This window comes from Rhizobium rhododendri (genome assembly GCF_007000325.2).
GTDB classification, from domain to species: Bacteria; Pseudomonadota; Alphaproteobacteria; order Rhizobiales; family Rhizobiaceae; genus Rhizobium; species Rhizobium rhododendri.
Genome location: NZ_CP117267.1, coordinates 883913 through 897203 on the forward strand (window position 1 = coordinate 883913; position 13291 = coordinate 897203).

Annotated in this window: 16 protein-coding genes; 8 read left to right on the forward strand and 8 right to left on the reverse strand. The window is 61.3% G+C overall.

Translation table 11 applies throughout. The features are described from left to right. Positions 1 to 209 precede the first annotated feature (209 nt). The 6 genes from pqqE to PR018_RS04405 all read right to left on the reverse strand — a co-directional run bounded on the left by pqqE (position 210) and on the right by PR018_RS04405 (position 4686). The gene (gene pqqE / locus PR018_RS04380; RefSeq protein WP_161990954.1) at positions 210 to 1337 is read right to left on the reverse strand and encodes a pyrroloquinoline quinone biosynthesis protein PqqE; all 1128 of its coding nucleotides are present in this window, start codon (positions 1335 to 1337) and stop codon (positions 210 to 212) included. After that, positions 1334 to 1633 (reverse strand): pyrroloquinoline quinone biosynthesis peptide chaperone PqqD, encoded by a 300-nt coding sequence (gene pqqD / locus PR018_RS04385; RefSeq protein ID WP_142829589.1) that lies wholly within the window; start codon positions 1631 to 1633, stop codon positions 1334 to 1336. Before pqqD ends, pqqE begins: the two co-directional genes overlap by 4 nt. Continuing rightward, a complete protein-coding gene (gene pqqC / locus PR018_RS04390) occupies positions 1630 to 2433 on the reverse strand; it encodes a pyrroloquinoline-quinone synthase PqqC (protein WP_142829587.1) in 804 nt (267 codons plus the stop codon). Before pqqC ends, pqqD begins: the two co-directional genes overlap by 4 nt. Further along, positions 2396 to 3301: a pyrroloquinoline quinone biosynthesis protein PqqB gene (gene pqqB / locus PR018_RS04395; protein WP_142829908.1), complete on the reverse strand. Its 906-nt coding sequence runs from the start codon at positions 3299 to 3301 to the stop codon at positions 2396 to 2398. The genes pqqC and pqqB overlap by 38 nt, the downstream gene beginning before the upstream one ends. Positions 3302 to 3334: 33 nt before the next feature. After that, positions 3335 to 3430, reverse strand: a complete 96-nt coding sequence (pqqA, locus tag PR018_RS04400) for a pyrroloquinoline quinone precursor peptide PqqA (protein WP_111220508.1) — start codon at positions 3428 to 3430, stop codon at positions 3335 to 3337. 338 nt (positions 3431 to 3768) lie between these two features. After that, positions 3769 to 4686, reverse strand: a complete 918-nt coding sequence (locus tag PR018_RS04405; protein WP_142829585.1) for a DUF1003 domain-containing protein — start codon at positions 4684 to 4686, stop codon at positions 3769 to 3771. A gap of 554 nt (positions 4687 to 5240) precedes the next feature. On the opposite strand from PR018_RS04405, the gene PR018_RS04410 reads away from it, so the two are divergent. From PR018_RS04410 to PR018_RS04435, 6 genes are all read left to right on the forward strand, one after another. Continuing rightward, positions 5241 to 6545 carry a L,D-transpeptidase family protein gene (locus PR018_RS04410; protein ID WP_142829584.1) on the forward strand — a complete coding sequence of 435 codons (1305 nt, stop codon included), beginning with the start codon at positions 5241 to 5243 and terminating at the stop codon, positions 6543 to 6545. Positions 6546 to 6707: 162 nt separating this feature from the next. Further along, positions 6708 to 8006: a serine hydroxymethyltransferase gene (gene glyA / locus PR018_RS04415; RefSeq protein WP_142829582.1), complete on the forward strand. Its 1299-nt coding sequence runs from the start codon at positions 6708 to 6710 to the stop codon at positions 8004 to 8006. 9 nt (positions 8007 to 8015) lie between these two features. Then, positions 8016 to 8492: a transcriptional regulator NrdR gene (gene nrdR, locus PR018_RS04420; protein ID WP_111220512.1), complete on the forward strand. Its 477-nt coding sequence runs from the start codon at positions 8016 to 8018 to the stop codon at positions 8490 to 8492. 3 nt (positions 8493 to 8495) lie between these two features. Beyond that, positions 8496 to 9581, forward strand: a complete 1086-nt coding sequence (ribD, locus tag PR018_RS04425; RefSeq protein ID WP_142829580.1) for a bifunctional diaminohydroxyphosphoribosylaminopyrimidine deaminase/5-amino-6-(5-phosphoribosylamino)uracil reductase RibD — start codon at positions 8496 to 8498, stop codon at positions 9579 to 9581. Continuing rightward, positions 9581 to 10201: a riboflavin synthase gene (locus tag PR018_RS04430; RefSeq protein ID WP_142829578.1), complete on the forward strand. Its 621-nt coding sequence runs from the start codon at positions 9581 to 9583 to the stop codon at positions 10199 to 10201. The genes ribD and PR018_RS04430 overlap by 1 nt, the downstream gene beginning before the upstream one ends. 203 nt (positions 10202 to 10404) lie before the next feature. Next, positions 10405 to 10974: a cytochrome b gene (locus PR018_RS04435; RefSeq protein ID WP_142829576.1), complete on the forward strand. Its 570-nt coding sequence runs from the start codon at positions 10405 to 10407 to the stop codon at positions 10972 to 10974. A gap of 3 nt (positions 10975 to 10977) precedes the next feature. On the opposite strand, the gene PR018_RS04440 is transcribed toward PR018_RS04435, so the two are convergent. After that, complete coding sequence (locus PR018_RS04440; protein ID WP_224128265.1) at positions 10978 to 11526, reverse strand: GNAT family N-acetyltransferase; 549 nt, start codon at positions 11524 to 11526, stop codon at positions 10978 to 10980. Beyond that, entirely contained in the window at positions 11523 to 12026 is a 504-nt protein-coding gene (locus PR018_RS04445; RefSeq protein ID WP_142829574.1) for a cupin domain-containing protein, read from the reverse strand. The genes PR018_RS04440 and PR018_RS04445 overlap by 4 nt, the downstream gene beginning before the upstream one ends. A 181-nt stretch (positions 12027 to 12207) precedes the next feature. Here PR018_RS04445 and ribH point away from each other — a divergent pair, with 181 nt between their 5' ends. Together ribH and nusB are read left to right on the forward strand one after the other, a co-directional pair. Then, positions 12208 to 12663, forward strand: a complete 456-nt coding sequence (gene ribH, locus PR018_RS04450) for a 6,7-dimethyl-8-ribityllumazine synthase (RefSeq protein ID WP_142829572.1) — start codon at positions 12208 to 12210, stop codon at positions 12661 to 12663. A gap of 3 nt (positions 12664 to 12666) precedes the next feature. Then, entirely contained in the window at positions 12667 to 13149 is a 483-nt protein-coding gene (nusB, locus tag PR018_RS04455) for a transcription antitermination factor NusB (RefSeq protein WP_111220519.1), read from the forward strand. Positions 13150 to 13291: the final 142 nt, after the last annotated feature.

Here is a 13291-nt window from a genome sequence, read left to right on the forward strand (position 1 = left end):
GGGGTCAAGCCGGGGATAGGCATGGTTCCGCCCCCGGCCGTGCCCTATATCGTCCCTGGCAAGGTAGCTCGTAATCCTTGGCCCCGTCGCTCGTCATCCTCGGGCTCGACCCGAGGACCCACGACCTCAGAGTGTTTTACGGGTCCTCGGGTCAAGCCCGAGGATGACGAACTCTGGAGGCTCGTCCACCATCATCACACCGCCCACCATTACCGACCGCGATAAACAAACGGCGGCGGGATCGCGAGCGAGTCGGCTTTGGCCCGCGCCGTCAGTTCGCCGCGCAATGGAGAGAATGCGCAGACGGGGTCTGTGGCGGCGGGGTCGCCGGCGAGCGCCATGGCCTGGCAGCGACAGCCGCCGAAATCGATGTGCTTTCGGTCGCATGAGCGGCAGGGTTCCTGCATCCAGTCGTCGCCGCGATAGGCGTTGAAGGCGGCGCTGTCGTACCAGATTTCGGAAAGCGGCCGCTCCGTGGCGTTGTCGAAGGCGAGGCCGGGGATAGTCTCGGCGGCGTGGCAGGGCAGCACCTTTCCTGAAGGCGTGACGTTGAGGCCGATGCGCGCCCAGCCGCCCATGCAGGCTTTGGGGAAACGCGCATGATGGTCGGCCGGCACATAGTCGATAACCAGCGTGCCTTCGAGCCGCTTGCGCGATGCATCGACGAAGGCGTTGGTCGCTTCCACCTGCTCCAGCGTCGGCATCAGGGCCTGCCGGTTGCGCTCCGCCCAGCCGTGGAACTGTACTGTGGCTATCTCGATGCGCCGGGCGCCGAGCGCGATGGCGAGATCGAGCATGCCGCCAATCTCTTCCATATTCTGCTTGTGGCAGACGGCGTTGACCGTCAGCGGAATGCCGGCTGCGCGCGTCCATTCAGCAACCGCCATCTTGCGCGCATAGCCACCCCGGTAGCCGCCGACCTGATCGGCCTTTTCAGGCGTGATGCCCTGGATCGATAGTTGCAGGTGGTCGAGACCGGCGTCGGCCAGTTCGGCGATGCGGGCTTCGGTGAGGCCGACGCCCGATGTGATGAGGTTGGTGTAGAGCCCGAAGCCGGCTGCCGCGCGCGTCAGTTCGACCAGATCGCGCCGCGACGCCGGCTCGCCGCCGGACAGATGCAGGTGCAGGACACCCATGGCTGCCGCCTGGCGAAAGATCTCGATCCACTGTTCGGTGCTGAGCTCCGCATTAGCCCGCACCAGCTCCAGCGGATTGGAGCAATAGGGGCAGGCGAGCGGACAGCGGTGCGTAAGCTCGGCAAGCAGCGCCATAGGCGGTGGAGCTGCAACGCGGCGCGCCTCCGCCATCGATTTTTCCGCTGAGAAGACGACGGTCATTGGACGACCTCCAGCATCCGGCGATTGGCGAACTCTTGCGCAAAGGCGATGATGTCGGCCAGAACCTGGTCCTTCGGAGCACCGAAATCGCGGGCAAAGCCGTCAGCGATCTGATCGAGGCTCTTCACGCCATCGAGTGCGCGGACGATGGCGACAGCGATCTCGTCGAGCGCCAGCGCCCGCTCGGGCGCCAGCAGCACCATCTGCTTGCGCACCGGGTCGTCGTGCAGCCGCACGCCGCGCGGCAGCTTGATGACGGTTTCGGCGGTGATGGTGACTGTCTGTTGGTCGCTCACAGGCGCTGTCCCTTCGGGAAATCATCATCCGGCGAAAAAGCAATGACCGCCTCGCGGCCATCCCATCCCCCGGGCGGAATGCGGCCGGGCGTTACATAGGCGGAATAAAGCGCGTCGAGTTGAGACCAGAGCACATCGGTCTTGAAGGTCAGTGCCGCTGCGGCCGCATCCTGCTTTTCCAGCGTATCGGCATGGTCGAGTACATAGCCGAGCCCGAAGGCTACCTCCTCTGGTGCTTCGTTGAGACGCTGGCGAAAATAGGCGAGTGCCCGATCGTCGGCAAAGGCATAGTGCTTCAGCAATCCGGCAATGCGGTCGGCGTGGATTTTCGGTGCAAACATTTCTGTCAGCGACGAGGCGACGGCTTCCAGCATCGGCTTCTCGCGCACGAAATGCAGATAGGCGTCGACGGCGAAGCGGGTTCCGGCCAGCACACCCCTCGTCGATGCAACATAATCCGGATCGAGACCGACGGCTTCGGCAAGCTTCAGCCAACGGCGGATACCACCGCCTTCCTCGATGCCGCCATCATGATCCTCGATCCGCCGGCGCCAGGCGCGGCGCAGATCGGGGTTGTCCGAGCGAGACATGAAAGCGGCATCCTTCATGGGGATGCGGCTCTGATAGTAGAACCGGTTGATCACCCAGGCGCGCACCTGTGTCAGGCTACATTCGCCGCCGTGCAGCATGACGTGGAAAGGGTGCTTGTCATGGTATCGTTCCGCGCCGATGGCCCTCAGGCGATCTTCGAAACTGTGTCGGTCAGGTGTTTGTTGCAAGATTGATCTCCATGCCGTCATGGCCGACCTCGAAACCCGCATTATAGACTTTGTCGCGGGCAGGGCCTTGTCGCCAAATCGGATTGGTATTGTTGATATGGACGTAAATTTTTCGCCCGATGGTCGCGCTCGAAAGCGCCTCCAGGCTGCCGCCAGCGCCATCAATCGGCATATGACCCATGCGCCGGCCGGTCTTCTGCCCTGTACCGCTGAGGAGCATCTCGTCGTCGGTAAACAGCGTGCCGTCGAAAAGCAGCAGATCGGCGCCATCGATACGGGACATTAGCTTTTCCGTGAGCGCAGCGCAGCCGGGGATGTAATAGGCGCGCTGGTTTCCTGACTTAAGTTCGATGCCGACGGTCTGTTCGCCTTCGAGGCCGATCTCCGGATTGTCGTCCTCCAGGAATAGCGGCAGCTTGCCCGGCACGGGGAACAACTCTGCCGTCAATCCCGGGAGAAGCTGCAAGGGGGTGCCGAGAGCGATCGTTTGCCGCTGGACAAATGCGGGGTCGAGTGCCGAAAAAACCGGATTGCCAGACAGGATGTCGGCCAGGGCTTCCGTCATGAAGAGCCCGAATGCCTGCTTTTCCCGCAGGACAAGCAGCCCTGCGATGTGGTCGATATCGCCATTGGTGACGACAACGCTACGGATGGGGGAGTGCCGGAGTTCGCGGGGGTGCAGGGCGCTGTTGTCCGCTATCTGCTGGCGGATATCCGGCGAGGCATTGAGTATGGCCCAGTTTTCACCGTCGACGCTGACGGCAACGGAAGACTGGGTCTGCGGGCTCAGTCCGGATCCCTTGACCCGGGCCAGCCTGCAGTTGTCGCAGCCGCAATTCCATTGCGGCAATCCGCCGCCGGCTGCGGTCCCGAGCACGAGAAAGCGCATATCTGTCAAACCCGTGCTCCGGTTGCTTCAGTCCTAGAACAGGACGGGTTCGCTGCCGTCGGCCGGAGCGTAACGGTTGATTTCCATGCCGCAGCTAACTTCGATGAATTTTGGTGCATGCCATTTCATGATGGAATCTCCTGTTCGTGAATGTGAGGGCAGGGCAATCTGCTCCCAACCTTAAACTTCGCCCGGCCCGTTTCCGTTCCGAGCGACCGTGTCGAAAAAGGCAGGTCTTTCACCATCTTGGTTCACTTACCCGTGACAGGATTGCAAGTGTCCGGCTGATACAGCGTGACGCCAACGCGCCTGTCGGGTTCTGAACCAGAACCAAAAGACGACTGCCGGTGACAACTCTGACGGCAAGCGATCAAAAAGTAAATTCAAATCGATAGGGAGGCTAATAATGTCACCGCGACGCCTCCGACTTTGCCGGCAGTGCGCTGGCTCCTCGAGTATCAACCGTTCTATTCCAGCGCACCGTCCGGCAACGGGGCAGGCGGCGCCTTCTTCGGCGCGACCTTCTTGCGCACGGTCTTTGCCTTGCTGGCCTTGCTGACTTTCAGCACCCGGCCGGCTGCCTTTGCTTGTTCCAGCATCATCTCGATCTGGATTTGCTGGATCTCGGTCAGCCGCTCCCACTGGCGATTGAGCAGGTGGTCGACTTTTTCATGCAGGTGGCGGATTTCGAGCTCGGCCTTGAGGTTGACCTTGTAGTCGTTGAGCGCCCGCAAGCGGTCTTTTGCCTCCTGCCGACGCTGGCTCATCATGATGACCGGAGCCTGCAGGGCTGCGATTGTCGAGAGAATGAGGTTGAGCAGAATGAATGGATAGGCGTCAAAGGCCTGGGTGGCGCCCATGACGACATTGATGAGCATCCAGATGGCGAGAAACGCGCAGAAGGAGATGATAAAGGTCCAGCTGCCGCCGAAGGAGGCGACGACGTCGGACATGCGATCGCCGATCGACCGGTGGTCCTCGTAGTCTTCTTCGATATTCTCGGCCAGCGTGTCGTGCGTCTTCAGGCTCTCGACGACTTCGTCTTCCAGCGTCGACAGTTCGCCGCGCTCGTCCTTCAGCAGTTCGGCGATATACTGGCCGCGGTACTCGTCCATCGCCTTGCGACTGAGATAGTCGTCCGATCGAATGCCCGGATGCTTCTGGCGGACGAAATCGGCGAGCGACGGCCGCAGGTCGTCGAAATGCACGGCGTCCTTCTTCTTCAGGGCCGCGCCGGTAATCGCGTCGATCAGCTTGACGGACTTGGCCTTGGCTTGCGCGAGGCTCCGCGTGTAGTCGTCCATCTCGACGGTCGCGGCTTCACCCTGACCGGCGTCGAAATCCACCATGCCTTCTTCCGTTTCGATCGCATTCTCTTCAGCCATGGCGAATCCCTTCTTTCGATTGTTTGTTCGTCTAGACAGGCTTCTGAACAGGATTGTGACCGAAGTCCCTCGTGCGTCAGCTCTTGGTACGAGTGATGAGCACGATTTCCAGGCGACGACAAGAGGCGATGCCAACCATTGCCTGCTGTGGATTTTCTGCCACGCCGGCGACCTTGTTTCGAATGCAACCATGAGGGCCGCGCGTCGCTGATTGACGCCTATGCCGGATGCACTATGAGCATGCGGACCGTCTTGTTTCAGCAACACTGAATGATCATTTTTCGCCGTCGGACCATGCAAGCAAGTTCCGTGCCTGACGACACGAATCGGCCATATTGGTATGACAGCGAAATGGGATGGCAGACGTGCGCCTCCGGCCCGAATGCCTTGTTTGCCAAGGCTTTGACCTCTCAAAATTGTGATGGTCAAAAATGAGGTTCGGACCGGTGTGGACGCAACAGATCGCTGCGTGCCGCGTTATGCAGTGCGAGTGTTTCCAGAATTTCGCTTTTGGCCGCAGACGATCATCGTCGCCGGCGTGGAATGGTAGGGTTATGTCGAAGAAAAACGGAATTGTAGACTTCTCACGCCGCGCCTTTCTGCGGTCGGCAGCAACCGTCGGCGCCGTCGCTATGGCAGGCCCGGTATTCGCTCAGTCGGCAATGGACGATATCATCAATGCGCCGCGGCGCGGCTCCTGGGATGACCAGTTCGACGCCAAGTCCGCCTCCCGCACGGCCGCCGCGATGGTATCGAACACCCCGATCCTGAGCCCGGACTCGGTTTCCAACATCCAGCAGGCGATTGCCCAGTATCAGGCGATTGCAGCAAACGGCGGATGGCCGCAGATCGACGTCGGCGATAACAAGCTGCAACTCGGCGTTTCCGACCCCATCGTCGAAACGCTGCGGCAGCGCCTTGCCATCACCGGCGACCTGCCGCGCGAGGCTGGCATGTCGCCTGCGTTCGACTCCTATGTCGACGGCGCAGTAAAGCGGTTCCAGGCCCGTCACGGCCTGCCGCCAGATGGCCGTCTTGGCGAATACACCGTCAAGGCACTGAACGTGACGGCAAACGTCCGCCTACAGCAGCTGAATACCAACCTGATCCGCCTCCAGACCTTCCCGGCAGACCTCGGTCGCCGCCACGTGATGGTCAATATTCCGGCGACCTATGTCGAAGCCGTGCAGGACGGCCAGGTGGCGCTCCGTCACATGGCGATCGTCGGCCGTATGGCGCGCCCGACCCACATCATTAACTCGAAGATCTTCGAGGTGATCCTCAATCCTTATTGGACCTCGCCGCGCTCGATCGTCGAAAAAGACATCATGCCGATCATGCGCAAGGATCCGACATACCTGGCGAAGAACAACATCCGCCTGTTCGACCCCAAGGGCACGGAAGTCGCGCCGGAATCGGTGGACTGGAATGCCGACAAGGCGCCGAACCTGATGTTCCGTCAGGATCCGGGCAAGAACAACGCCATGGCCTCTGCCAAGATCAACTTCTACAACCCGAACAACGAATATATGCACGACACGCCGGAGCAGGGCCTGTTCAACAAGCTGATGCGCTTCGACAGTTCGGGCTGTGTGCGCGTTCAGAACGTCCGCGATCTCGTCGTCTGGCTGCTTGCCGAGACGCCGGGATGGCCGCGCCAGCATATTGAAAGTGTGATCGCCAGCCGTATCAACACGCCTATCAAGCTACCCGAGGAAATTCCGGTTTATTTCGCCTATATTTCCGCCTGGGGTGCGGGCAATGGCGTGGTGCAGTTCCGCGACGACATCTATCAGCTGGACGGCAACTCCCAGCTGGCCCTGGATACGACGCAGGGCATGGAAAAGCCGGTTCAGTAAGCTCAACGATGCAATATTCGACGAAAGCCGCGCCCCGTTGCGCGGCTTTCGTGTTTCTGCGGGCAGGACACCGCGGTTTGCCTAGCAAATGTCGCGGATCGTCTTGCCCTCGCAAGGCCGCGACGCTAAGACGTCATGCATTCCAGATCCGGAGATTTGACGATGACCCATCCTTCCACCGAGCCCTTCTTCAATCGCCCGCTGTCCGAGGCCGATCCTGAAATCTTCGGCGCGATCACCAAGGAACTGGGTCGTCAGCGACACGAGATCGAACTGATCGCCTCCGAAAACATCGTCTCGCGCGCCGTGCTGGAAGCGCAGGGCTCGATCATGACCAACAAATATGCCGAGGGATATCCGGGCAAGCGCTACTACGGCGGCTGCCAGTTCGTCGACATCGCCGAGGAGCTGGCCATCTCGCGCGCCAAGCAGCTGTTCGGCGTCGAGTTCGCCAACGTCCAGCCAAACTCCGGCAGCCAAATGAACCAGGCTGTCTTTCTGGCGCTGCTGCAGCCGGGCGACACATTCATGGGCCTTGACCTCAATTCCGGTGGTCACCTGACGCACGGCTCGCCGGTCAACATGTCAGGCAAGTGGTTCAACGTCGTTTCCTACGGCGTGCGCGAAGGCGACAACCTGCTCGACATGGAAGAAGTTGCCCGCAAGGCCGAGGAAACCAAGCCGAAGCTGATCATCGCCGGTGGCACGGCCTATTCCCGCACCTGGAACTGGAAGCGTTTCCGTGAGATCGCAGACTCTGTCGGTGCCTACCTGATGGTCGACATGGCTCACATCGCCGGCCTCGTTGCCGGTGGCCAGCATCCGTCGCCGTTCCCTCATTGCCACGTGGCGACGACCACGACCCACAAGTCGCTCCGCGGCCCGCGTGGTGGCATGATCCTTACCAATGATGAGGGTCTGGCAAAAAAGTTCAACTCGGCCGTCTTCCCGGGCCTGCAGGGCGGACCGCTGATGCACGTCATCGCCGCCAAGGCCGTCGCATTCGGCGAAGCGCTGAAGCCTGAATTCAAGGAATACGCCGCCCAGGTGGTCAAGAACGCCAAGACCCTGGCCGAAACGCTGATGGCCGGCGGTGTCGACGTCGTCTCCGGCGGCACCGACAACCACCTGCTGCTGGTCGACCTGCGCAAGAAGAACGCCACAGGCAAGCGCGCCGAGGCAGCCCTTGGCCGCGCCTACATCACCTGCAACAAGAACGGCATCCCCTTCGATCCGGAAAAGCCCTTCGTCACCTCGGGCGTCCGCCTCGGCACGCCAGCCGGCACGACGCGCGGTTTCAAGGAGGCCGAATTTAAGGAAATCGGCAATGTCATCATCGAGGTGCTTGACGGCCTGAAGGTCGCCAACTCCGACGAAGGCAATGCCGTAGTCGAAGCTGCCGTCCGTGAGAAGGTCCTGGCCCTGACCAATCGCTTCCCGATGTACGACTACATCGGCTGAGGGATTTAAATGCGCTGCCCATATTGCGGGACCGAAGACACCCAGGTGAAGGATTCGCGTCCGGCGGAGGATAACACCTCCATCCGCCGGCGGCGCATCTGCCCGGAATGCGGCGGTCGCTTCACGACCTTCGAGCGCGTGCAGTTGCGCGAACTCATGGTCACCAAGAAGACCGGCCGCAAGGTTCTGTTCGACCGCAACAAGCTGGTGCGTTCCTTCGAGATCGCGCTGCGCAAGCGCCCGGTGGATCGAGACCGCATCGAGCGCGCCGTCTCCGGCATTGTCCGTCGTCTTGAAAGTTCCGGCGAGACCGAGATCTCGTCCGAGCAGATCGGCCTGCAGGTTCTGGAAGCCCTGAAGACGCTCGACGATGTCGCTTTCGTCCGTTACGCCTCTGTCTATCGGGACTTTTCCCATGCCGAGGATTTCGAAAAGGTCATCGCCGAGATCAACGCGAAGATCGCCCGCGATCCACTGGACGGCTGAGCGATGACTGGCCCAAAGTCGGCAACCGATGAATTCTTCATGGCCGAGGCCATCGCCCTCGGGCGCCGGCATCTCGGCCAGACCAGCACCAACCCTTCCGTCGGCTGTGTCATCGTCAAGGATGGCAGTGTTGTCGGCAGCGCGGTGACGGCTCTCGGCGGCCGACCGCATGCAGAGCCGCAGGCCCTGGCCGCAGCAGGCGAGTCGGCCCAGGGCGCTACGGCCTACGTCACGCTCGAACCCTGTTCCCATTACGGTCGCACGCCGCCCTGTGCCAATGCGCTGATTGCAGTAGGCGTTTCGCGCGTTGTCGTCAGCGTCGGTGATCCCGATGCCCGCGTCGCCGGTCGTGGTCTCCAGATGCTGCGGGCCGCCGGCATTACTGTCGAGACCGGCGTATTGGAGACGGAGGGCTGCCGGTCGATGGCTGGCTACCTCATGCGGCAGACTCAAGGCCGTCCCTATGTCACTGTCAAGCTTGCCATTTCCGCCGATGGCATGATCGGCAGGTTGGGTGCGGGACAGGTCGCGATCACCGGTCCGCAAGCCCGCGCTGCAGTCCAGCTTCTGCGCGCCGAGAGCGATGCTATCCTCGTCGGCATCGGTACCGCCATTGCAGACGATCCGCTGCTGACCTGCCGGGCGCCGGGTCTCGAACACCGCTCTCCCATTCGGGTGGTGCTTGATCGGAGGCTTGAACTGCCGCTGTCCTCGAACCTGGCAAAGACTGCCGGGGAGGTACCTGTGATTTCGGTCGGGCTCGTCAATGACGCGGACCGGCGCGCGGCTCTCCGGGATGCAGGCATCGAGATCCTCGATCAGGATCCGAAAGATCTGGCGATGCTGCTGACGACGCTCGGCGGTCGCGGCATATCCTCGCTGCTGGTGGAGGGCGGCGCTAAGACTATCCGCAGTTTTCTCGCGGCCAGTCTCGTCGACCGCATCCTGCTATTTCAAGCACCCATCACCATCGGCACGGATGGCCTTGCATCGCCGGTTCAAAGCACCGATATCCCTGCAGGCTTCACCCATGTCGGCACCGAAGTCTACGGCGACGATCGCTGCGACACCTATGAGAGAGACATCTGATGTTCACCGGAATTGTCACCGATATCGGCACCGTCGAAGAAGTTTCCCCCATGAAGGAGGGCATCAAGCTTCGCGTCGCCACCATCTACGATCCGCAGACCATCGCCATGGGCGCATCGATCTCCCATTCGGGCATCTGCCTGACGGTGACCGGTCTTCCCGAAGGCGGAAGCAACGATCGCTGGTTCGAGGTGGAAGCCTGGGAAGAGGCCCTTCGCCTGACAACGGTTGGCACCTGGACGGCAGGCACCCGCATTAATCTCGAGCGCTCCCTGAAGATCGGTGATGAACTCGGCGGCCACATCGTCTCCGGCCATATCGACGGCAAGGCCGAGATCTTGTCGGTTACAGAGGAGGGCGAGGCCACCCGTTATCGCCTGCGCGCACCAGAGCACCTCGCCAAATTCGTGGCGCCGAAGGGCTCGATTGCTCTCGACGGCACATCGCTCACCGTCAACGCCGTGAATGGCACCGATTTCGACGTTCTGCTCATCCGTCACACGCTCGAGGTCACCACCTGGGGCGAGCGCAAGACCGGCGATTTCGTCAATTTCGAAGTCGACACCATGGCGCGATACGCCGCGCGACTGGCAGAGTTCCCGGCCGCGCAAGCGGGTTGAAGCGTGCGGTCATCATCAAAAAGCGACCTTTTCGCTGCATTTCGTAATCTTGGCGTAAGAAATCTGCGTTAGGCGCTGCGGGTGCGCCAGATCAACGCGCATTTTTGAAAACTGCGGCATCGATGGGATCCGACCTTTGTATCCATGTCTGCCTCATCTGCGTTGTAGCTTCGACGCCGTGTAACGTAAAAGCAGGAAATCCAATGTCCATCGAATCCTTGTCACCAGTCCGAGCCGGGCGCGCTATGCGATACGACCGATGGACAATAACCCTGCACTGGTTCTCGGCATTGCTGGTCATCGCCCTGTTCGCCTCCGCGATCACCTGGGATTACCTGCCGAGGGGCACGCCGCTTCGCAAATCCCTGCAGTCCCTGCATATTTCGATGGGCATCCTGCTCAGCGTGATCTTCATCGCACGCGTCTTCTGGCGTTCGACGGGTGGCCGCAAGCTTGCCGCGCTGGAAACCGGTATCCAGCGCATCCTGTCGAAGAGTGTCCACCATCTGCTCTACCTCATGCTGGCGGCGCAGATTGTGCTCGGCTATCTCTTCCGCTGGGCGCAGGGCGAGCCGTTCATGTTCTTCGGCCTGTTTTCGATTCCCAATCCTATCGGGGAGAACAAGGAGCTAGGCCACTGGTATTCCTCGATCCACTATTACGTGGGCTGGACGATTATCATCCTTGCATGTGGGCACGCCGTTGCCGCTCTCGCACACCATTACCTGATGCGCGACGGTGTGCTGAGACGGATGCTGCCGGCGCGCGTCTGAGTCTTAAAGGCGGCGTGCACGTTCCAGCAGCGTGACCTCGGAGCCGAGGTAGGAAGTGGTGGTGACCTTTTCGAAACCGAGCTTTTCGGCCACCCGCATGGAAGCACCGTGTTCGGAGGCGATGATGCAGGTCATGCGCTGCTCGGGGAAGCGCTCCTGGCCCCAGGCGATCATCGCCGAGACGGCTTCGGTCGCATAGCCCTTGCCATGAAAGGTGGGGTTCAGCACCCAGCCTGTTTCCAGTGTTCCCGCGATCGACGGTGTCATGTCACGCATTGCCTCCAGGAACCCGGCTTCGCCGACAAACGCGCCGCTTTCTCTTTCTTCGATAGCCCAGAAGCCGAAACCGAGCATCTGCCAACTCCCGGCATAGCGAAGCAGCCGCGCCCAGCTTTGCTCGCGTGAGAACGGCACCGCGCCGATGAAGCGGACCACGGCTGGGTCGGCCCACAGCGCCGTGCAAGCCTCGAGATCGTCGAGCCGGTGCGCCCGCAGGACCAGACGCTCGGTGACCATCACCGGCACATTGCCATCCGCTGCTTCCATGCTCATGCGCCGGGTTCTCCGTCCCAGTAATCCACATTGCTCTCTTCCCGGCCGACGAAGCGGAAGCGCTTCGTCACGGCGTCGCCGACCCGCGTCTTTGCCATGAACTTTCCGGAATCGGGATACTCGCAGATCTCGGTTCTGGCTACCGTCGAGATGGCGACGAAGACGAGGGGCGTGTCGCCCGTATTGATCAGCTGGTGCGCCGTTTCCGGGCCGCCTGCGGGCGCGCCGAGCACATCGCCGGCCTTGACCGTAATACGCCGCGCACCGAACCGGTAGTCGCCCTGCCCGGAGAGGATGATGAACGCCTCGTCCTCGACATGGTGGTTGTGGAACGGGCAGCCGGACTTGCCGGGCGGGACGATGTTGTAACTCATGCCCAGTTGCTTCAGCCCGATTATTGCCCCGAAGGAAGCGTCGCTGCCGCCGTAATATTCGCCCTGTTGCCAGTCTTCCAGCGGCAGCGCGTCGAGGCTGACGGCAACCTTGTCTGTGTCTGTCATTCACAACTCCCTGTGGTGGTACCAGATTATCGGAACCCGGCCAGGGCGGGAAGGGCAGTCTTGCGCGGTTCCGGGCGCTCTATTGCCTGTCTGAGACCGAAAAACACTTGCCAACCGCGATACGGCATGGTTTGACGCCCGCCATGTCAGGCGTTCGCGCCACTCAAGATCCAGGTGCCGTATGTCCAGCTCATCCAATGCTCATATTCTGATTATCGAAGCCCGCTTCTATGACGATATGGCCGATGCGCTTCTCGACGGCGCCAAGCATGCGCTCGAAGAAGCCGGCGCAACCTACGACATCATCACCGTGCCCGGCGCGCTGGAAATTCCGGCGACCATCGCCATGGCGCTTGACGGCGCCGACAATGGCGGCACGGCATATGACGGTTTCGTTGCGCTCGGAATGGTCATTCGCGGCGAGACCTACCATTTCGATATCGTTTCCAACGAGTCGTCGCGCGCATTGATGGATCTGTCCGTCAGCGAGTCGCTCGCCATCGGCAACGGCATTCTCACCGTCGAAAACGACGAACAGGCCTGGAGCCGCGCCCGCCGCAGCGACAAGGACAAGGGTGGCTTTGCCGCCCGCGCCGCCTTGACGATGATTTCCGTCAAGCAGAAGCTGGGTGCCTGAGCGATGAGCAACGAGGAAGTCGAGCGCCCGGTCAAGACCGCCAACCAGCGCGGCGCAGCGCGTCTCGCCGCAGTACAGGCGCTCTACCAGATGGATATCGGCGGCAGCGGCGTGCTCGAGGTCGTTGCCGAATACGAGGCGCATCGCCTCGGACAGGAAGTCGACGGCGAAACCTACCTGAAGGCCGATGCCTCCTGGTTCCGCTCGATCGTATCGGGCGTGGTTCGTGAGCAGACGCATCTCGATCCGCTGATCGGCCAGGCGCTGCAGGACGACTGGGCTTTGTCGCGTCTCGACAGCACGGTGCGTGCCATCCTGCGTGCAGGCACATTCGAGATCGTCGATCGCAAGGATGTACCGGTGGCCGTCATCGTCACCGAATACGTCGAGATCGCCCAGGCATTCTTCGGCGACGACGAGCCCAAGCTCGTCAACGCGGTGCTCGACCGCATCGCCAAGCAAGTCCGGGTCGAGACGAAGAAGTGATTCTCGCCTGAGTCGCCGTAGTAGTTCGAAAATCTACCCCTGCGCGCCGCTTCTTCGTCATCCCATCCGGCTTTTTCAGCCCTGATTTGGCTCGCTTTGCAGGATCTTCGGCACTCCCGTGCATAACGACTGCTGTTTTTGC